Source organism: Providencia sp. PROV189, assembly GCF_028480065.1.
Lineage (GTDB): Bacteria > Pseudomonadota > Gammaproteobacteria > Enterobacterales > Enterobacteriaceae > Providencia > Providencia stuartii.
On record NZ_JAMPOG010000022.1, the window covers coordinates 73,043 to 93,489 of the forward strand.

Annotated in this window: 18 protein-coding genes; 11 read left to right on the forward strand and 7 right to left on the reverse strand. The window is 41.7% G+C overall.

What is annotated here, in order from left to right; genetic code table 11:
* Positions 1-61: 61 nt before the first annotated feature.
* Positions 62-1,144, forward strand: a complete 1,083-nt coding sequence (locus tag PR833_RS13955) for a FliC/FljB family flagellin (RefSeq protein ID WP_104873398.1) — start codon at positions 62-64, stop codon at positions 1,142-1,144.
* 222 nt (positions 1,145-1,366) lie between these two features.
* Complete coding sequence (locus PR833_RS13960) at positions 1,367-2,095, forward strand: RNA polymerase sigma factor FliA (RefSeq protein WP_042116490.1); 729 nt, start codon at positions 1,367-1,369, stop codon at positions 2,093-2,095.
* A 152-nt stretch (positions 2,096-2,247) separates the two neighbouring features.
* Here the strand turns inward: PR833_RS13960 and PR833_RS13965 are convergent, their stop codons facing one another.
* A complete protein-coding gene (locus PR833_RS13965) occupies positions 2,248-2,865 on the reverse strand; it encodes a bifunctional 4-hydroxy-2-oxoglutarate aldolase/2-dehydro-3-deoxy-phosphogluconate aldolase (protein ID WP_061064150.1) in 618 nt (205 codons plus the stop codon).
* Positions 2,866-2,867: 2 nt separating this feature from the next.
* The gene (locus PR833_RS13970) at positions 2,868-3,821 is read right to left on the reverse strand and encodes a sugar kinase (protein WP_104873399.1); all 954 of its coding nucleotides are present in this window, start codon (positions 3,819-3,821) and stop codon (positions 2,868-2,870) included.
* 239 nt (positions 3,822-4,060) lie between these two features.
* On the opposite strand from PR833_RS13970, the gene kdgR reads away from it, so the two are divergent.
* Together kdgR and PR833_RS13980 are read left to right on the forward strand one after the other, a co-directional pair.
* Positions 4,061-4,846, forward strand: a complete 786-nt coding sequence (gene kdgR / locus PR833_RS13975) for a DNA-binding transcriptional regulator KdgR (RefSeq protein ID WP_272526228.1) — start codon at positions 4,061-4,063, stop codon at positions 4,844-4,846.
* Positions 4,847-5,049: 203 nt separating this feature from the next.
* The gene (locus PR833_RS13980) at positions 5,050-5,409 is read left to right on the forward strand and encodes a hypothetical protein (RefSeq protein WP_272526230.1); all 360 of its coding nucleotides are present in this window, start codon (positions 5,050-5,052) and stop codon (positions 5,407-5,409) included.
* Positions 5,410-5,441: 32 nt separating this feature from the next.
* On the opposite strand, the gene PR833_RS13985 is transcribed toward PR833_RS13980, so the two are convergent.
* Positions 5,442-6,392, reverse strand: a complete 951-nt coding sequence (locus PR833_RS13985; RefSeq protein WP_272526231.1) for a chitinase — start codon at positions 6,390-6,392, stop codon at positions 5,442-5,444.
* Positions 6,393-6,540: 148 nt separating this feature from the next.
* Positions 6,541-8,583, reverse strand: coding sequence for a choline transporter (locus PR833_RS13990; RefSeq protein WP_004918722.1), 2,043 nt, complete (start codon positions 8,581-8,583; stop codon positions 6,541-6,543).
* Positions 8,584-8,794: 211 nt separating this feature from the next.
* Between PR833_RS13990 and betI the strand changes: the two genes are divergently transcribed.
* Genes betI through betA form a run of 3 tightly spaced genes read left to right on the forward strand, consistent with a single transcriptional unit; the run spans position 8,795 to position 12,611 of the window.
* Positions 8,795-9,391 (forward strand): transcriptional regulator BetI, encoded by a 597-nt coding sequence (gene betI, locus PR833_RS13995; protein ID WP_004918724.1) that lies wholly within the window; start codon positions 8,795-8,797, stop codon positions 9,389-9,391.
* 34 nt (positions 9,392-9,425) lie between these two features.
* The gene (gene betB, locus PR833_RS14000) at positions 9,426-10,904 is read left to right on the forward strand and encodes a betaine-aldehyde dehydrogenase (protein ID WP_004918726.1); all 1,479 of its coding nucleotides are present in this window, start codon (positions 9,426-9,428) and stop codon (positions 10,902-10,904) included.
* A gap of 39 nt (positions 10,905-10,943) precedes the next feature.
* Complete coding sequence (gene betA, locus PR833_RS14005; RefSeq protein WP_004918727.1) at positions 10,944-12,611, forward strand: choline dehydrogenase; 1,668 nt, start codon at positions 10,944-10,946, stop codon at positions 12,609-12,611.
* A 231-nt stretch (positions 12,612-12,842) separates the two neighbouring features.
* Here the strand turns inward: betA and cutA are convergent, their stop codons facing one another.
* A complete protein-coding gene (gene cutA / locus PR833_RS14010) occupies positions 12,843-13,190 on the reverse strand; it encodes a divalent-cation tolerance protein CutA (RefSeq protein WP_004918729.1) in 348 nt (115 codons plus the stop codon).
* A gap of 677 nt (positions 13,191-13,867) precedes the next feature.
* On the opposite strand from cutA, the gene PR833_RS14015 reads away from it, so the two are divergent.
* The gene (locus PR833_RS14015; RefSeq protein WP_014658088.1) at positions 13,868-15,340 is read left to right on the forward strand and encodes a DASS family sodium-coupled anion symporter; all 1,473 of its coding nucleotides are present in this window, start codon (positions 13,868-13,870) and stop codon (positions 15,338-15,340) included.
* A gap of 56 nt (positions 15,341-15,396) precedes the next feature.
* Here the strand turns inward: PR833_RS14015 and PR833_RS14020 are convergent, their stop codons facing one another.
* Positions 15,397-15,606: a hypothetical protein gene (locus tag PR833_RS14020; RefSeq protein ID WP_053110736.1), complete on the reverse strand. Its 210-nt coding sequence runs from the start codon at positions 15,604-15,606 to the stop codon at positions 15,397-15,399.
* Positions 15,607-15,931: 325 nt separating this feature from the next.
* On the opposite strand from PR833_RS14020, the gene PR833_RS14025 reads away from it, so the two are divergent.
* Positions 15,932-16,804 (forward strand): DMT family transporter, encoded by an 873-nt coding sequence (locus tag PR833_RS14025; protein WP_272526233.1) that lies wholly within the window; start codon positions 15,932-15,934, stop codon positions 16,802-16,804.
* Positions 16,805-16,964: 160 nt separating this feature from the next.
* Entirely contained in the window at positions 16,965-17,285 is a 321-nt protein-coding gene (locus PR833_RS14030; RefSeq protein ID WP_004918736.1) for a hypothetical protein, read from the forward strand.
* Between the two features lie 48 nt (positions 17,286-17,333).
* On the opposite strand, the gene PR833_RS14035 is transcribed toward PR833_RS14030, so the two are convergent.
* Entirely contained in the window at positions 17,334-18,428 is a 1,095-nt protein-coding gene (locus PR833_RS14035) for an NADH:flavin oxidoreductase/NADH oxidase (protein WP_040133020.1), read from the reverse strand.
* A gap of 596 nt (positions 18,429-19,024) precedes the next feature.
* Between PR833_RS14035 and PR833_RS14040 the strand changes: the two genes are divergently transcribed.
* The gene (locus PR833_RS14040; RefSeq protein ID WP_272526235.1) at positions 19,025-20,341 is read left to right on the forward strand and encodes a CitMHS family transporter; all 1,317 of its coding nucleotides are present in this window, start codon (positions 19,025-19,027) and stop codon (positions 20,339-20,341) included.
* Positions 20,342-20,447: the final 106 nt, after the last annotated feature.

Genomic DNA, 20,447 nt, shown 5'->3' on the forward strand with positions numbered 1-20,447 from the left:
AAACTGTAAAGCCTAACAGATTGGCTAACTTTATTATTACGGAATAACAAGGACATATATTATGGCACAGGTTATCAACACTAACATCCTGTCTCTGACAACTCAGAACAACCTAAACCGTTCACAAAGCGTACTGGGTACTGCAATTGAGCGTCTATCTTCAGGTTCACGTATCAATAGCGCAAAAGACGACGCAGCAGGTCAAGCGATTGCTAACCGTTTCACTGCTAACATCAAAGGGTTGACCCAAGCTTCTCGTAATGCGAGCGACGGTATTTCAATGGCGCAAGTTGCTGAAGGCGCAGTTAACGAAATCAACGAAAACTTGCAACGTATCCGTGAACTGACTGTTCAAGCAGCTAACGGCAGTAACTCTGACAGCGATATCACTTCAATTCGTGATGAAGTACAACAACGTCTGGATGAAATCGACCGTATCTATCAACACACTGAATTTAACGGAACACAAATTCTAAATGGTGACACTGTTTCTTACCAAGTGGGTGCGAAAGATGGTCAAACTATCAGCATGGAAATGCAAAAAATGGATCTTGATACACTAGGTATCAAAGATTTCAAAGACAAAGTTGAGAAGGTTTCTGCGGCTGCAGCTGGTCCAAAAGAGCCAGCAGGTAAAGGCACTGCAATCACCGTAGATGCTGATAGCTATGCTGTTGGAACCGCTGGCGGCGCAAAAATTGGCACTGCTGAAATTTATGCAGATAAAACAGATCCTGCTAAATTCTATATCAAAGATACAACAGATAATAAATGGTACGCAGCGACTAAAGACACAACAACTACTCCAAGTAAAACTGAATATGTGAAAGGTGCTGAGATCACTGGTCTAGGTGGTGGTACTGCTGCAAAATCTGACGCATTAGATACTTTAGATACTGCACTGAAAAATGTGGATTCATACCGTTCTAAACTGGGTGCATTCCAAAACCGTATGCAATCTACTATCAATAACCTGAACAACTCAGTCAACAACTTGAGTGCGGCACGTAGCCGTATCCAAGACGCTGACTTTGCAACAGAAGTGTCTAACATGAGCCGTGGTCAAATCCTGCAACAAGCAGGTACTTCAGTTCTGGCACAAGCAAACCAAGTTCCACAAGGTGTTCTGAGCCTGTTACGTTAATTCGTCACGGATTAATATCAGTGATTGAAGGCCAGACGTTGTTCTGGCCTTTTTGTTTATCATTCAGGCATCACATTATATATTCACAGTGTAATTGTCTTCGCTAAATTTATTTAGGTTAGGATAAATAGCACTAATTTACCTCATTACTCTACGGATTGAATTATTGTGCAGCTAGCATAATGAATACCTTTATATAAGTTTTAAAGGGTGATTCCGGTTGTGAGTGATTTGTATACTGCCGAAGGTGTAATTAATAAAAATAGCCTATGGGAGCGTTATTATCCCTTAATACGACATGAGGCCCTAAAATTACAAGTGAGATTGCCTGCGAGCGTCGATATTGATGATCTTATTCAAGCTGGCGGTATCGGGTTATTGCATGCGTTAGAGCGCTTCGATGCTTCTCAAGGAGCATCATTTGCCACTTATGCAGTGCAGCGTATTCGCGGCTCCATGCTAGATGAATTGCGCAGCCGAGATTGGGCACCGCGTAGTGTGCGCCGACAAGCTCGTGAAATGGCTAAAGTCATTGGAGAATTAGAGCAATCATTGAGTCGCAGTGCGACGGAAAGTGAAATTGCCCAAGCACTCAATATTGACGTTACAGAATACCGTCAAGCCTTACTTGATACCAACAACAGTCAACTTTATTCCTATGATGAATGGCATGAAATTCATGGCGAAAGCTGTGAGCCTGCTATTGATGAAAGTGATGGAGGCAATCCATTAAGTTTACTGATGGAGTCTAATCTACGCGCACAAATCATTGAGGCAATTGAGCAGTTACCAGAGCGGGAGAAACTGGTACTTACCCTCTATTATCAAGAAGAATTGAACTTAAAAGAAATTGGTGCGGTTTTGGAGGTCGGAGAGTCGCGAGTCAGTCAGCTCCATAGCCAAGCCATAAAACGTTTACGCGGTCGTTTAAAATCATTAACGGAGTCGTAGGCTATTTACGATTAAAAGAGCAGACAGGGAAGTGGCTAGCTAAAGGATGAGAGTATCAATAATGTGACTGTAATTTATTGCGTATTATCGCTACGCTTCTATAAGTTGGCGCTCTTGACTTAAGATAGTGTAAAGAGCGCCAGAGGCGTTGGTTAAAGGCTCGCAGCGTCAGCAATTAATTGGCCTAAAGCTTGCCAATTTTCATTATCGATCAGCTCATTAGGCACCATCCACGAGCCACCACAAACTAATACAGATGGTAGTGCTTTATATTCTTTGATATTTTTGGGATTGATCCCACCTGTTGGCATAAAGTTAACAGGATAAACCGCGCTCATCGCTTTTAGCATCGCTACGCCACCAGAAGCTTCTGCTGGGAAAAACTTCACTGTGGTTAAATTAAATTCTAATGCCTGCTCAACTAAGCTTGGGTTATTGAGCCCAGGGATAATAATGACATTTTTTTGTTGGCAATAAGCGACGATTTTAGGGTTAAAACCTGGACTTACGATAAAATCCACGCCAGCGTCAATGGCTTGATCAACCTGTTGCGTGGTCAATACCGTGCCCGCCCCAATAAGAATTTCGGGGTGTGTTGCTCGCATATTTTTAATCGCTTGTACTGCGGCGGGAGTGCGAAAGGTGACCTCAGCACAAGGTAGACCATTTTCCATTAGCGCTTGTGCGAGAGGCGCGCCATGTTCCGCCTTGTTGATTGTGATCACTGGCACCACACTGATTTTTTTTAGTTTTTCGATTAATTGATTCATGTTTAGATCCCTTTGATATTGTTTAGCTCTATGATAGGCATCGCTTCACGCGGAATAATGGCGCCTCGGTGTTGGATCACGGTTCCTGCAAGTAAATGGCCTGTGCGAGCCGCTTCTTCAGGAGAGCCACCTAGAATTCGACAGGCAAGATAGCCTGCACTGAAAGAATCGCCAGCGGCGGTGGTATCAATGACGTGAGTCACTTTATTCGCAGCCACTTCGAATTGTTGATCGTGAATGATGATATAGCAGGGTTTTGCTCCGCGTTTAATAACGATCTCTTCAACACCCTGCTGCTGTGCACGTGCAATGGATTGGCTTTCTTGCTGATCACCATACAGCAGTTGCTCATCATCAAAAGTTAAAAATGCAATATCAGTCAGTGATAACATTTGTTGGTAGGCTTGCTGTGCCGCCTCGACAGAAGGCCATAATGCAGGGCGATAATTATTGTCAAAAATGACCTTAGCACCTGATTGGCGAGCCGTTGCTAACAGTGTAAACAGTAATTGGCGAGCGGGTTCAGGTAAAATGGCTAAGCTAATCCCACTTAGATAGATATATTGCTGTTGATTGAGTAATTGTTGAGTTCGCTCGGCGGTTTGCTCATTCAACCAAAATTTGGCCGCTGAGTTATCACGCCAATAAAAAAAACGGCGCTCGCCATCCTCTGATGTTTCAATTAAATACATACCGGGAAGGTGTTTTTCGGCGATCACGACATGGTCGGTATAGATCCCTTCGGCTTGCCAACTTTCTCGCATTTGTTGGCTAAAGGGGTCTTGACCAAGCCCCGTTAAATAGCGAGTGACAACACCTTGTTTGTGGGTTAAACGTGCAAGGTAGAGTGCACTATTTAGGGTGTCTCCGCCAAAAGTCTGCTTAAATAATTCCCCTGATTTTTGTAACTCAACCATACATTCGCCAATCACGGCAACTTGCAAAGCTGTAGCCATTTTTACCACCTATCGTTTTTATTTTTTATAACTGAATTGAGTCAAACCTCATTAGCTAACAGCATTAAAACCTATTTTTTAGACAAGTTCAAATAAAAATGAAACGCCGTTTTAAAAATATCAAATCACCGTTCTTGTTTTTCATGAAAGTGATCTTTATGCTGTTGAGTAAACATAAAGTCAGCACATCAAACCATCTGATATGGCTATCATATTGATTTGAATAAATAGGAAGGTGAATGGTGGATAAGGTCACGCAAACGGATGCCGTTTCGTCAGTAGTAAAAGTATTCAGTATTCTCAATGCATTAGGAGAACAAAAAGAGATTGGTGTGTCTGAGCTTTCACAACGACTGCTGATGTCAAAAGCGACTACCTATCGTTTCTTGCAAACCATGAAACAATTAGGTTATGTGGCACAGGAAGGGGAAGCGGATAAATATTCATTGACGCTTAAACTATTCGAGTTGGGTGCTAAATCTCTAGAGTATGTTGATTTAATTGAAATTGCTGATAAGGAGATGCGCCATATTGGACAGTTAACCCATGAAGCGCTGCACCTTGGTGCTTTTGATGATAATGCGATTATTTATATTCATAAAATTGATTCTAGCTACAACTTGCGCATGTACTCACGGGTTGGACGGCGTAATCCATTGTATTGTACTGCGATCGGTAAGGTGCTTTTAGCATGGCAGGATGAAGCAACAGTAACAGGTATTTTAGCGCAGATTGAATTCGTCAAAAAAACCGATACAACACTATTGAGTATTGAGGCGTTAATGGCTGAATTAGCGGTGGTGCGAGAGCAACATTATGCAGAGGATAGGGAAGAGCAAGAGTTAGGGTTACGTTGCATTGCCGTACCTATTTATGGCCGCTTAGGGCATGTGATAGCAGGACTATCAATCTCCTTTCCTACAATTCGTTTTGATGAACAGCAGTTGGAATATTATATCCGTTTGCTAAAGGCTGCCGGACGTCAGATTTCAGAAAAAATGGGATACCACGCTTATCCGTCATAGTCAGGGTTTAAACCAGTTATTTTTCATTGAGCTTTATATGATTGACTATTTGATATTAAAGTTTAATTAAATCAATCGTTTGATGCTTGGTTAAACTATCACTTATTTGCGGATAAAAAGACCAATCACGCGAGTTTTTACTGATAAAACTCGCCATCTCATTTGTCATATTTATAATTTTGGCATTATTTTGTAATGAAAATATGATGATGCTTAAAAATTTATTGATATTTAGCCTATTTATTATGTCTCCCCAAGCCATAGCAACGGATTATACCTTCACAGAAAAAGCGCCTGCTGACCGTGTGTATGATGAAGATTATCAAGGTATTGATGCTATCAAGCAGCAGCAACGCTTCATGTTTGATCCAAACAAGAAAGTCGCTGAAGAGGAGCGCAGCTATGAATATTTACTTACTCAAAAACAACAAAATGATGCGTGGGATAGTTGGGGTAATGATGTCTGTCATCGCTCTTTCACCACGATGGGATGCACTAGTGAGCCAGCATGGTTGCATGATCCGCAACAATTGAAGCACATGATTGAACAAGCAGGAAAATAAGGTGAGGCAATGTATCGCCTCACCTTGGGCCGTTATTTCAGTGCGTTAGTGAAGCGTTCCGTGTATTCAAAATCTTTGGTTTGCTCGGGGTTACCTGAATAAGAGGCTGATGCGGACTCGCCGACGCCGACCCTATCGCGAGTTGAGCTCCACATTGAAATTAAGTTCACACCATTAGTTTTTGCAAAATTACTTAATGTATTGATATCGTTAAAATTAAACATAGACCTATCATCATTAAGGCCGATCATCGGTGTGACTTGTACTAAATCATACAGCTCAGCATCTGTCAGTGTAGGGTAGTAGGTTTTTAATTGATTTTTTAGACTGGTTGCCACATCTACGGCGGCCTGCCCCATATTTTTATCCGTTCCTTGACCATAATCCATCGCCATACCATTCACTTTCATTTTTAAACCTGCGTTAACCGATTTTTGTACTAGCGCTAACCCTTTTTCGACAAGGCCATACGGCATAACAGGTAACGTTAGGCTCAAGGTGATATCAGGGTTATTTTTCACGATGGTTGATAGTGCGGTAAAGGTTTTATCGGCATCGTATAAATCATTTTCAAAATCAAAATCCAGTTGTGAGGCACCAAGTATATCAATGACTTCTTGGTAAGTTGCAATCAATTGGTCAACAGTTTGCCTTGCAGAGACATCATAGTTAGCCGCACCTCCGAATGACACAATCACTTTGATATTGGCTTCAATTAACGCATCACAAAATGGCTTAGCCCAAGCGATAGGCATACTCGAATATGCTCCCCATGCGGCATTATTATTAGGATCAGCGGTTAAAAAAGCCAAGTAAACACCATCAACGCTGTGACTAATTGCAGCTTGGCTATATTTAGGGTTTGGTTTGCCGTTAGGAGAAAGCGGGTCATTCCAAATCGCATCAACGGTCACATCCAAATAAGGGGCAAATAGTGTCTTGTTCATCATCATTTCTCCTTGAATAGGGGGAATTTTAGCCATCTGGCATCGCGCCATTAATGAACAAAATACGCCATATTTATTGGTCAAATGATGAACAGATTAATCACTTGTCATGAAATTTATTTCAAAAACACGTGTATTGTTGCAGCTTAAAAAGGGGCCTAATGGCCCCTTTGCAGTAAAACGATTAATTAGTTTCAGGAAAGGTTAATGTTGCCCCTGGCGCTTCTCTGCTTAAGTGAATGAAATTAAGATGTTTTTCATATTGATCTAAAATATCACTGATCACCTGTTCTTTGGTGTAATCCATTAAATCATTGCTTTGTGTTCCCTCCCAAAGGAAAGTTTCTAGGCGATAGTAATGGGATTTACCTGAACGTGCGCGGTAGGTAAAGGCGGGAACAGAGTAACGTTGCGGCCAAATTTGATAGATAAAGTTCTGTTCTTCCCCTAAATCAACCACGAGCTCTAGGTGATTTAAACGCTCATCTTCGGCAGGGGGCAGAATATTAAATTCCACATTAGCGCCGCGTAGTGATAGCTCTTTTGCCACTTCTTGCATGGCAGGCGTACACACTAGATCCAACATACGTTGAGTGTAAGTGGTACCGGGGAAGTTCATCACACGGCCCAACCGCTGTTTCCAATTTAACTTACCATTGCCATATAAAGGCGCTGGTGCATTGGTGGTGAGTGAACTGACGCGCCTGAAATCTTCGACTTTTAGCGATTTATACAGCCCCGCCATAATAAAAAAGATCACAAAACTAAAAGGTAACCCCATGATCACGGTCGTATTTTGTAGTGCGGCAACCCCATCGGTCATCAACATACCTAGGGTTAATAAACCAATCGCCACTGACCAGAAAATACGTAACCAGTTAGGCGCATCATTATTGATATCGCTTAGGTTTGAGGTGAAATTCCCGAGTACGAGTGACCCAGAATCCGCAGAGGTCACATAAAATAGTAGGCCAGTGATCGTTGCCACCGATGCGGTCAAACCAAACCCGGGATAGAGCTCTAGTAAGGAGTAAAAGCCTTTTTCAGGGGCGGCAAGCACCGTTTCTGCCAATTCTTTGTTGCCATGAATGATTTCGTATAAGGCGCTGTTACCAAAAATAGATAACCAAAGTAGGGTGAACACGAAAGGGATAATCAGCGTGCCAATGACAAACTGGCGAATTGTCCGTCCACGGGAAATTCGTGCGAGGAATAAGCCCACAAACGGCGACCATGCAACCCACCAAGCCCAGAAAAATAGCGTCCAGCTATTCATCCAATCTGTTGGTCTATCAAAAGCAAAGCTGTTAAGCGTCATTCCCATAAAGCGATTAATGTAATCACCCACGTTAAGCACTAACGCATTGAGTAAAAATTCCGTATCACCAACAAACAAAATGAATAAAATCAACCCTAATGCGAGCAAAACATTCAGTTCGGATAAGATACGGATCCCTTTATTAACCCCAGATGTGGCGGAAATAACGGCCATAATGACCGAAAGTAAAATCAGGCCACCTTGTACGCCAAGCCCTTGGGGGAGATCAAACAGGACTTTTAAACCATAGTTAAGCTGTACCACACCGATACCTAATGTGGTCGCAATACCAAAAATTGTACCAATAACGGCGGCAACATCGACAGTATGGCCGATTGGCCCATAGATACGTTTACCAAAAATAGGGTAAAGGGCAGAGCGAATGGTTAAAGGCAAGTTATATCGGTAACTAAAGTAACCGAGCGCAATCCCCATCAGCGCATACATAGACCAGCCCGTCAGGCCATAGTGGAAGAGAGTCCACACCATCGACTGACGAGCTGCTTCTAATGTTTCCCCTTCGCCAGTGGGTGGCAGCATATATTGCGTGACAGGCTCGGCAACAGAGAAAAACATTAGGTCGATACCGATCCCTGCCGCAAACAGCATGGCAGACCAACTTAATACGCTAAATTCAGGTTTTGATTGCTCCGGCCCTAATTTGATATTACCAAAGCGTGATGTTGCCACAAATATCACAAAGACAATATACAGTGTTGCGGCTAACAAGTAGTACCAACCAAACGTTTTTGATACCCATCCGAGTGTTGCGACGATCCATTGGTTGGCGGTTTCTGTCATGAGTATGGTGAAAAATGAAAATGCTAGTATTAGACCAGCAGAAGTGAAAAAAACCACAGAGTTTAATTTGTCTTTCTGCTGATTTTTTGGACTATTTTGAGTTGTCATCGGCAGTTTCCACAATTTTACTTATTCAAAAGTTAAAAGTTACATTCTTTGCTAATTAATTGAATTAATTGCAAAGAGTTGTTTTTTTACATCTATCTTCCTCCTAATTTTGTAAAACAATTGTGATAAAATATAGTTAATATTGATTGAATGTTCAATTAAAAAAAAGTTTAATAACAGGGTTCACTGTATTTTTTTGGGTCTAGAGGTTATGCCGAAAATAGGAATGCAATCGATACGTAAGCAGCAGTTAATTCAAGCCACACTTGAAGTGATTAATGAAGTGGGCATGCAAGAGGCCAGTATCGCGTTAATTGCTCGAAAGGCGGGTGTATCAACAGGGATCATCAGCCATTACTTCCGCGATAAAAATGGTCTGTTAGAAGCCACCATGCGTCATATTCAGTACCAACTTGGGATCGCCGTGGCAATGCGTTTAAGAATGCTGAGTCATGCCCAACCTAAACAGCGCATTCAAGCCATCGTTGAAGGTAACTTTGATTCTTCGCAAATCAGTGAGGCGGCGATGAAAACATGGTTAGCCTTTTGGGCAAGTAGCATGCATCAACCGAATTTAAATCGGTTGCAGCAAGTGAATGATAGGCGATTGTATTCCAACCTAACGTATGAGTTTGCTCGAGTACTCGATAAGCACGCCGCGCGTATGGCCGCAAAAGGGCTGGCGGCGTTAATTGATGGGTTATGGTTACGTAGTGCATTGAGTAATGAAGCTTTTCCATTACAGGATGCGTTGACCATCACGAATGAGTATATCGATATGCAGCTCAGTCGGTCGCGGGATAGCTAAACCAAAAGAAACGTTTTAATAGGAGGGAGATATTATGCACGAACCACAATTACATAAACTTTATATTCATGGTGGTTATGTAGATAGCTCACAACCGGAATGTGGGCAGTTTGATGCAATTAACCCAGCGAACGGTGAAGTGATCGCTCGTTTACAATCGGCGACACATGAAGACATCGATTGGGCGGTGGAAAGTGCCAAACAAGGGCAAAAGATATGGGCATCAATGACGGCAATAGAGCGTTCACGCATCTTACGTCGAGCAGTTGATATTTTACGTGAACGTAATGACGAGTTGGCTCAGTTAGAAACATTAGATACTGGCAAGCCACTTTCAGAAACGCGTTATGTGGATATTGTGACGGGGGCGGATGTTCTCGAATACTACGCCGGTTTGATCCCCGCTTTAGAAGGCGAACAGATCCCATTACGCGACAGTTCATTTGCCTATACGCGCCGTGAGCCGTTAGGTGTTGTCGCTGGTATCGGTGCTTGGAATTACCCTATCCAAATCGCACTTTGGAAATCTGCTCCTGCTTTAGCCGCAGGTAATGCCATGATCTTTAAGCCAAGTGAAGTGACCTCATTGACCGCACTCAAATTAGCGGAAATTTACACAGAAGCTGGGCTACCTGCCGGTGTGTTTAATGTGGTGACAGGAGGAGGCGCTGATGTGGGCCTATGGCTGACGGAGCATCCGGGCATTGCCAAAATTTCCTTCACAGGTGGCGTGCCTACAGGTAAAAAAGTGATGGCAAATGCCTCTGGGTCAACTCTAAAAGATGTCACGATGGAGTTAGGGGGGAAATCACCACTGATTATTTTTGATGATGCAGATCTGGATAAGGCTGCTGATATTGCCATGATGGCTAATTTTTACAGTTCGGGGCAAGTTTGTACTAATGGTACGCGGGTCTTTGTTCCAGAACATTTAAAAACGCAATTCGAAGAGAAGATCCAACAACGTGTTGCACGTATCAAAATAGGCTCGCCTATTGATGATGAAACCAATTTTGGCCCGCTAGTGAGTTTTGCTCATATGGAAAATGTGTTGCGTTATATCGAAATTGGTAAACAACAAGGGGCGAAACTGCTTTGTGGAGGTGAACGCCTCACAGAAGGTGAGTTTGCTCAAGGCGCGTATGTATTACCTACGGTATTTACCGACTGTTCTGATGATATGCAAATCACTCAAGAAGAGATTTTTGGCCCTGTGATGAGCATTCTCAGTTACCAATCTGAAGATGAGGTGATTGAACGCGCGAATAACTCGCTATATGGCTTGGCAGCGGGGATCGTGACTTGTGATTTATCCCGCGCGCATCGTGTCATTCATCAATTAGAAGCCGGAATTTGTTGGATTAATACATGGGGTGAATCACCCGCGCAAATGCCTGTCGGGGGCTATAAGCACTCAGGGGTTGGCCGTGAAAATGGCTTAGTCACACTACAAAATTATACTCAAATCAAATCAATACAAGTCGAACTTGGGGAGTTTGCATCCGTATTTTAATTTCTTATTTTTAATTTGACTGAAACAGAGGAGATAACAATGGTCTATGACTACATTATTATCGGTGCTGGTTCAGCCGGTAACGTTCTTGCTACCCGCCTGACAGAAGATTCTGATGTTACTGTGCTGCTCCTTGAAGCTGGAGGACCGGACTACAGGTTCGATTTTCGTACACAAATGCCAGCGGCATTAGCATATCCATTACAAGGTCGACGCTATAATTGGGCCTATGAAACTGATCCTGAACCTTACATGAACAACCGCCGTATGGAGTGTGGGCGCGGAAAAGGGCTTGGGGGGTCATCGCTGATCAATGGTATGTGTTATATCCGAGGTAACGCATTGGATTTTGACGGGTGGGCGCAAACTCCAGGTTTAGAAGACTGGAGTTACCTCAATTGTTTACCTTATTTTCGCAAAGCGGAAACGCGGGATATCGGTGCAAATGATTATCATGGTGGCGATGGTCCTGTCAGTGTGACTACGCCTAAAAATGGTAATAACGTCTTGTTTCATGCCATGGTTGAAGCGGGGGTTCAGGCTGGCTATCCAAGAACAGATGACCTAAATGGTTATCAACAAGAGGGCTTTGGTCCAATGGATAGAACGGTAACACCAAAAGGGCGTCGTGCGAGTACGGCTCGAGGTTATCTCGATCAGGCTAGAAAACGTAAAAATCTGACCATTATTACCCACGCCACTACAGATGTTATTGAATTTGAATCGAAAAAAGCGGTTGGCGTGAAATTCTACCAAGGGAGCAGTAAAACTGCCGTGCATGCCAAAGCCCGTAAAGAGGTGCTTTTGTGTGCTGGCGCCATTGCTTCACCTCAAATATTGCAGCGCTCAGGTGTAGGGCCAGAAGATGTGCTCAAAGAGTTTAATATCCCCGCGGTGCATGTGTTGCCTGGGGTAGGGCAAAATTTGCAAGATCACCTTGAGATGTATTTGCAATATGAGTGTAAGCAGCCCGTTTCGCTCTATCCAGCATTAAAATGGTATAACCAACCCGCTATCGGTGCGGAGTGGTTGTTTAAAGGAACGGGTATCGGTGCTAGTAACCAATTTGAGGCGGGCGGATTTATCAGGACAAGTGATAAGTTTGCATGGCCAAATATCCAGTTCCACTTTTTGCCTGTTGCAATTAATTACAACGGCAGTAATGCAGTAAATGTACATGGTTTCCAAGCTCACGTAGGCTCTATGCGTTCGCCGAGTCGAGGGCGTGTGAGGATAAAGTCAACGGATCCTTACCAACACCCGAGTATTTTGTTTAATTACATGTCGAGTGAGCAGGATTGGGAAGAGTTCCGTGCCGCCATTCGCATTACCCGCGAAATTATGGCTCAGCCAGCATTAGACCCGTACCGAGGTGAGGAAATTAGCCCCGGTAAACATGTCCAATCAGACGACGAGCTTGATGCTTTTGTCCGCGAGCGCGCTGAAACGGCATTCCATCCTTGTGGCTCTTGTAAGATGGGATACGATGAAATGGCGGTCGTTGATGGTGCAGGTCGTGTACATGGCCTTGAAAATCTAAGAGTGATTGACGCTTCAATCATGCCTTTGATTATTACAGGTAACTTGAATGCAACGACAATTATGATCGCCGAAAAGATGGCGGATAAAATCCGTGGGCGTGAACCCTTACCGGCAAGTCAGGCTGATTATTATGTTGCAGGGGATGCCCCTGTTCGCCAGCTATAGTTGCATTAATCTATCAATGGCCCCAGCCAGCGAAGGGGTCATTTTTTCGACCGACCAAAAAAAACCATCGAAAAAAGCCCTCAATAAAGAGGGCAAATAAAGCGAAAACGAGAACTTCTGTATAGCATTTATTTTTTACTTACCATAGCAGACCAGTTAGCGAATCTATCGGTAACGCCATGGAGAGTGGAATATTGAGAACAACCTCACTATTTAACACCATGATGACGCTTATTTGACTGATTTAACTAACCACGCCAAATATCCACTGTCGACCTGATCCAAATCGAGGCTAATCAATTCAGGAGTTTCGTATGGGTGGATTTCCTTGATAGCAGAAAACAATTCAGCTTGGTTTTTATTAGTAGATTTAATGAGTAACAGTACCTCTTTATCTTGTGCGATCTCGTTCTTCCATTGATAAATGGAGGTTATCTCAGGCAGCAATGAAACACAGGCCGCCAAGCGTCTATCTAATAACTGTTGAGCAATCTTGACCGCATTATTTTGGCTGTTTGTTGTACATAAAATAATGCAAGGTTGGTGCTCTTTATAACAATTTACATCATGCTTTATCATCTATATTTCCTTAGAATAGTTATCTAATTTAGAGTGTCCATGATTAAGATTAGATTAAATAACCACAATATGTATGAAGTTTAATCAAGTGATAATTGTAATGTAGTGGTAAATAGTTTCCTACTAGACTATCTAATAAGATATAAGGTTATTAAAACATCTAAGTACGTATTGATGAATAGCGTGTTATTTGTACATTTAACTCGAAATTTTTGAATTTGTTATTTAATGCTATTTAGCAAAATTAAGATTATTTGTATGAATAATTCGATTCAGCCTGCATTTTTACCTATTGTAATATAAATAAATCATTGGGTTTTGTATATTGTTGATGTTTCAACGTCTATTTTAAATTAAATAAACAATGTTTTTTGTATGGTTAATTATTTAAGATAATGAACGTGCTTTTTATATGAATGTTATACATTGTCGTTGTCGTTTATAAAATAAAAGTTAATATTATGATGGTTCCTTGTTAAATGCTATTAGTAAATTGTTGTAATTACTAATTACTCTTTGTTACTAAATTTAAAACGTTTTTTATATGTAAAAATAGCTATGTCAATGATAACGATCAATGTCTGTCAAAGATATTTAGTTAACATATTTGTAATGATAAAAAATATATTGCTAAGAATTTTTTATTTCCATCTTAAAAACATGTATGGATGCCCGATATGAATAAACTGACCCCATTAAAACCTATACCTACATTGATAGCAGTTGCAATCACACTTATTATTTGGTTCCTAATCCCTGTTCCCGAAGGTGTTAATCCCGATGCTTGGCATCTATTAGCACTCTTTGTTGGAACGATCGCCGCAATTATTGGTAAAGCCCTTCCTATTGGCGGTGTTTCCATTATTGCCATTGCTTTAGTGGCTGCAACGGGAGTGACTAATCCAAACTCCACAAAGGATGCGATAGCGGATGCATTAAGTGGTTTCTCAAATGACCTGATTTGGTTAATCGGTATTTCTATTATGGTTTCAATGAGCCTAAATAAAACCGGATTAGGCGCGAGGATTGGCTATTATGTTATTTCCTTATTTGGTAAAAAAACATTAGGTATTGCTTATTCACTGGCGATTGCAGAAACAGTACTTGCGCCAGTGACCCCAAGTAATACTGCGCGTGGCGGGGGGATCATTCACCCTATTATGCGCTCCATTGCGGATAGTTTTGGCTCTAAGGCCGATGATGGTACTGCCGGTAAAATAGGGCGTTATCTCTCTTTGGTTAACTATAATATTAACCCGATTACTTCAGCGATGTTTATTACCGCGACGGCGCCAAACCCTTTAATTGTCAGTTTGATTGTCAGCGAAGCTGGAGGAGCAAATGAATTAACTTGGTCAATGTGGGCGCTAGCAGCATTTGCACCTGCTTTGGTGTCGTTAATTTTGATGCCGTTAGTTATCTATTTCATGTATAAACCTGAAATTACGTCAACCCCTGATGCGCCTAATTTTGCAAAACAGCGTTTACAACAATTAGGCCCAATTTCATTACCAGAAGTTATTACGCTTGGCGTGTTTGTGCTATTACTGGTGATGTGGGCAGGTGTACCCGAACACGTATTTGGACCTGCTTATAAGATTAACGCAACAACGGCCGCATTTATTGGACTGGGTATTTTATTAGCCACGGGCGTCATCAATTGGGATGATGTATTAAAAAACAAAGGGGCTTGGGATACCGTTGTTTGGTTTGCTGCTTTGGTGATGATGGCAAGTTTCTTAGGTAAGCTAGGTTTAATTAAATGGATGTCCATCTCAGTAGGGACTTCAATCGATAATATGGGATTGAGTTGGGTTTGGGGAGCATTAATCCTTGTGCTTATCTATGTCTACTCACACTACTTCTTTGCGAGTACAACCGCCCACATTACCGCGATGTTTGCTGCTTTCTTCGCGGCTGGTTTAGCGCTTGGCGCTCCACCGATGTTACTCGGCTTAACCTTAGCATTCTCCTCTTCTTTGATGATGTCTCTGACCCATTACGGCACAGGAACTGCCCCCATTATTTTCGGTTCAGGCTACGTAACACTCGGCGAATGGTGGAAAGCCGGATTTGTGATGAGTGTCGTCAACCTTATTATCTGGATTGGTTTAGGCAGTATTTGGTGGAAAGTCTTAGGTTTCTGGTAATTCATTACTCAAACAAAAACCGCAATGGCCGGAGAAGATCCCGGCCATTTTTTTGTTTAGTAGGATGTCAACAGTAATACAATAGCGGTAGAGATACACGCCGCTAACATCACTTTAGACCAACTGAGATTGAACGATGAGTTCATGGCATTTTTCCATAACAAGCTAATTTCAGCAGGATGAGCATATTTGCGTGTATTAATAGCGCTTTTTATCTGACTAATTTTCTCTGAATCGCTATATGGATGTTTATGTGTGATTGACATATCGACCTACCTTTTTGAGCTGATGTGTAATGTGCTCACTGCATCAAGCCATTGATTAATTATCTATTTGCATTATGTCACTCCAAAATTTCAGAAAAATTGACCAGTTTAATGGCATATTTCCCCATTTATTCGATGAGAAAACAGTCAATAGGAAGGAATAGTGATTGATAACTGTATTTTATTAATGTCATTGGCGTGTTAAGAGGAAATGAAGAGGTTTTCAAAGCCCTATTTAATCAAGGAGGCAAAATAGAGATTGGCATAAATAGTATAGACAGTATGATGATGACAATAATGTCGTGATTGATAGGTAAAATAAAATATGCAGTCGCAAAGGAAAGCCGAACTATTTTTAGTGCTGACCACTTTTATTGCCGCATGGGGATGGATTTTTTCTCGTGAAGCTGTACAAGGCATGCCAATATTTGCTTTTTTAGGTAGTCGTTTCTTATTGGCGGCGATCATTCTAGCCCCTTTTTGTTGGGGGAAACGCCATCATATTCGCTTGCAACAACTACCGAGTATTTTGATGACAGGGGGATGGATGGCCCTCAACGTCGTTTTATGGATTTATGCCGTTGCTACAACAGACTCGCTAGGTGAGGGCGCGTTTATCATGAGCCTAGCCATGCTGTTTGTGCCATTAGTGGGTTGGGTGCTTTTAAAAATACGGCCGACACGTTATTTTTGGCAAGCGTTACCTGTTGCAGTATTAGGCTTAGCGTGTTTAACCCTGTTTAAGGGGCAAGTTCAGTTTAAGAGTAGTCAACTTTGGTTTTTAGCTGCCGCAATCGTTCAAGCCATTTATTTCTGCTATACCAGCGTCTATGCGCGTAGTGTTCCTGTTTTACCTTTAACGGCTATTCAGTTGGCTTGTACGGGCGTGGTTGGTTTGACGTTATCTCTTTTATTAGAGGAGTGGCCAACCACGTTAGCGCCATCGATATTGATGTGGTTTATTGCCAGTGTGGTGATAGCAACTAGCTTACGTTTTATTTTGCAGTTGATTGGGCAAAAAAATACCACTGCCGCGAACGCTGCCATTATTATGATTTTAGAACCGGTGATGACCGTGTTTGTTGCTGCCATTTGGTATCATGAACGGATGCCAATGATCCAAATAATAGGTTGTATTCTTATTTTAAGTGCTCTCTTTTATTATCGATGGCGCTCTTTTCGTGCATTATCAAAATAAGACTTTTACTAAAAATAGTCCTTATAATAGAGATTTTTTAAATTAAAGCAGCTATTATTATTTACATGAGAAAGGTATGGGTAATTAATCTAAATATGACTCTCTTATTTAAATTTTTTAGATTAATAGTAATGCAAACTAAATTTATAATAGGCTAAAGATGAAAAAGATCGCATTAATTTTGGGTATGGCAGGCATTATGACATTATTAGCAGCATGCTCGGACGATAAAGCCGAAATCGCTGAATCTAAAAAAGTTTTTGTGAGTGATTGTGTGAAAGCGTCTGGGAGTCCAGCCGGTGAAACCGCAGATGCTATTAGCGCAATTTGTGCCTGTGCATATGACAAAACAATCGAAAAATACGGTTTGAAAGAATATAAACGTATTGAAGGTGAATTAGCGAAATCAGCAACAGCAGAAGCTGATTTTCAAAAATCAATGGTTGAATTTGTTAATCAGTGTACAAAAGCTGAGCGTTAATTAAGATATATCACAGCGGTAAGTGTCTTGTTACCGCTGTGACTATTATTATGCGCTAAATAACTTTTTATATTGATAAGGCGCACTGCGTAAATATTGTGGTGCAACACTGATATTTTGCCCTAGTTGTGCTGCCGCATGCCAAGGCCAACGAGGGTTAAAAAGTATCCCTCGACCGATTGATACAAAATCCGCTTGCCCAGTAGCGATTATCGCTTCGGCTTGATTAGGCTCAGTAATAAGGCCGACGGCAATCACCGGCATCATTGTATGCTCATGAATAGCTTGAGCGAGTGGCACTTGGTAATTGGGGCTAATAGGGATCTGCTGCTCAGACGATAACCCCCCTGACGAGACGTGTATATAATCACAGCCTAGTTCTTCGAGTTGTTCAGTAAGTTCAATGGATTCAGGAACCCCCCATCCACCACTAACCCAGTCGGTTGCAGAAATTCGAACGCCAACAGCAATATTGGGATTAACTGCATCTCTAACCGCACGAAATACATCGATTAATAGACGACTGCGGTTTTTAAAATTGCCCCCATATTCATCTTGGCGCTGGTTCGCGATTGGCGATAAAAATTGATGCAATAAATAACCGTGGGCTGCATGGATTTCAATAACATCAAATCCCGCATATTCTGCACGTTTAGCCGCATCGACAAATTGTTGTTGGATGTCGTGGATCTCTTGTTTGCTCAGTTCTCTTGGCGGGTGTGAATGACCAAAAGGCAAGTTTGACGCAGAGACCGTTTCCCAGCCATTTTGTTCTTGTTTAGAGAGGCTCTGACCACCCAGCCAAGGGAGATCTGTTGAGGCTTTTCTACCTGCATGAGCGATTTGAATACCTAAGCGTGCATCAGCAAATTGCCTGATATCTGCTAACATGTTTTTTAGGGCGGTTGCCTGTTCATCATTCCAGATACCGAGATCTTTATAGGTGATACGCCCAGCGGGGGTGACTGCGCTAGCTTCGACAATAACTAACGATGCCCCTGAAAGCGCGAGATTCATATAGTGTGAATGATGCCAAGCGGTTGGCATGCCGTCGATGGCGGAATATTGGCACATCGGTGGAACAATGATCCTGTTTTTTAGGGAAATTTGCCCCAAAGCTGCGGGGGAAAATAGGAAGCTCATCTGTCTTGTTCCTTAGTGATCATGATTAATTTATCCATGATACAAGTAAGTTCAGTATCATTTTGTGCTGTTCATGTGGTTTTTTACAGTTAAAGCTCAATTCTATTAGTCACAGAATAATGCAAGTAGATAAGTATAAATTTGAGAACTATGTGAAAAAGTATAATTTTCTGTCTGTTTCTCCTCATTGTGAAAATAAAACACTAAAAAAAAATAGAAAACATAAACTAGTTTGATAATTAAAAATAATTACCCTCTTATAATCGCCAGCTTAGCAATTAAGTAAATAAAAAACAATTAATATTGGTATTAATTTTAATTAATGGTTTTAATGGTGCTAATAGCGTTTTGCTCTAAATTTTTATATTAAACGCTGATTTTTATGGCTAATTTTTAGGTTGTTATTCAGCAAAAAAATGATCTAGCTCTTGCGAAAATTAATTTTGATTTATATAAGGTCAGGGAGATAGATGTGTATTTACCGTATATTCAAAATGCATATCGCAACATTGAAAATATACAATGGAATAAATTAATACTCGTTTAAGTGTATTTAATTTTCACCTTAAAAATATAATTCTAATAAGGAACTCAATGTGTTAACAATTATCGGTATATTGATCATTCTTTCCATCGTCACCTTGCTTATGATGGGAAAAGTTAGCCCTATCATTGCAATGTCTTGTATTCCTTTTATTGGCGCCCTGATTGCAGGGTATTCAATCCCTGAAATTTCAGCTTTTTTTGAAAGCGGTATCAATAAAGTCTCTAAAGTGGCGGCGATGTTCCTGTTCGCTATTTTATTCTTTAGTTTGATGAAAGATTTGCATATTTTTGATCCTCTTATCCGTTTGATGGTCAAAATGACGCGAGGCAATGTGATCATTGTGTGTGTGATGACCACACTAATTGCGGGTGTCGTGCATTTAGATGGCTCTGGTGCCGCGACATTCCTGATTATTATTCCAGCACTGCTGCCTTTATATCGCCAGCTCGGCATGAGCCCTTATTTAATGTTGTTATTGATGTGCGCCAGTATGGGGATTATGAACATGGTGCCATGGGGTGGCCCATTAGGCCGTGCTTCTGCGGTGACAGGCATTGATGCCGCAACGTTATGGCAAAGCTTGATCCCTGTGCAGATCATCGGTATGGCTGGTGCTGTGGTATTCGCAGTAATTATGGGGTTACGTGAGAAACGCCGTATTGCCGCTGCTGCACTTAAAGGCACAAGTCCGTATCTGATGGACTCTTTATTGCCTGCTAATGAGCAAATAGCGGATGTGAATGAACAAATAAACAAGCCACAAAAGCCATGGATTAACGGTGGGTTAATTGTCGCTTCTATTATTTGTCTGGCATTTGGACTGTTATCGGCGCCTTATGTGTTTATGATTGCGTTATCAATCGCCTTGCTGGTTAATTTTCCTAATCCGAAAGATCAAATGAAGGTTCTCTCTGAACATGCCCCACAAGCGTTAGGCATGGTCGCGATTATTCTCGCTGCGGGTGCTTTCCTCGGTATTTTGTCGGATGGGGGAATGCTAAAATCGATCGCTGAAGATTTAACGGCAATATTACCAACAGAATGGGTCTCTAAAATCCATATCTTTGTTGGCATCCTCGGCGTACCGATGGATATTTTCACCAGTACCGATGCGTATTACTTTGCTCTGCTACCTATTATTCAGCAAATCGCTGAAACGGCTGGTGTAGACCCCTCTTCGGTCGTATATGCAATGGCAATTGGTAATAACGCCGGAACATTTGTTAACCCATTCTCACCAGCTGCATGGTTGGCAATGGGGCTTGCTGGAATTGATATGGGGCGCCATCTGCGCTATTCATTCGGTTGGATTTGGCTGTTTAGCTTCTTCACCTTAGCGGTAGGTGCTGTACTCGGCTTATATTAAGCCACAGGTTAGCCTTTTAATGCATCGGTGTGCCCCTTAAGATAAGGGGCACATTGTCATTTTTAACGTTTAAAATTGAGGGAAAGGGGCTAAACAGCGCGACACA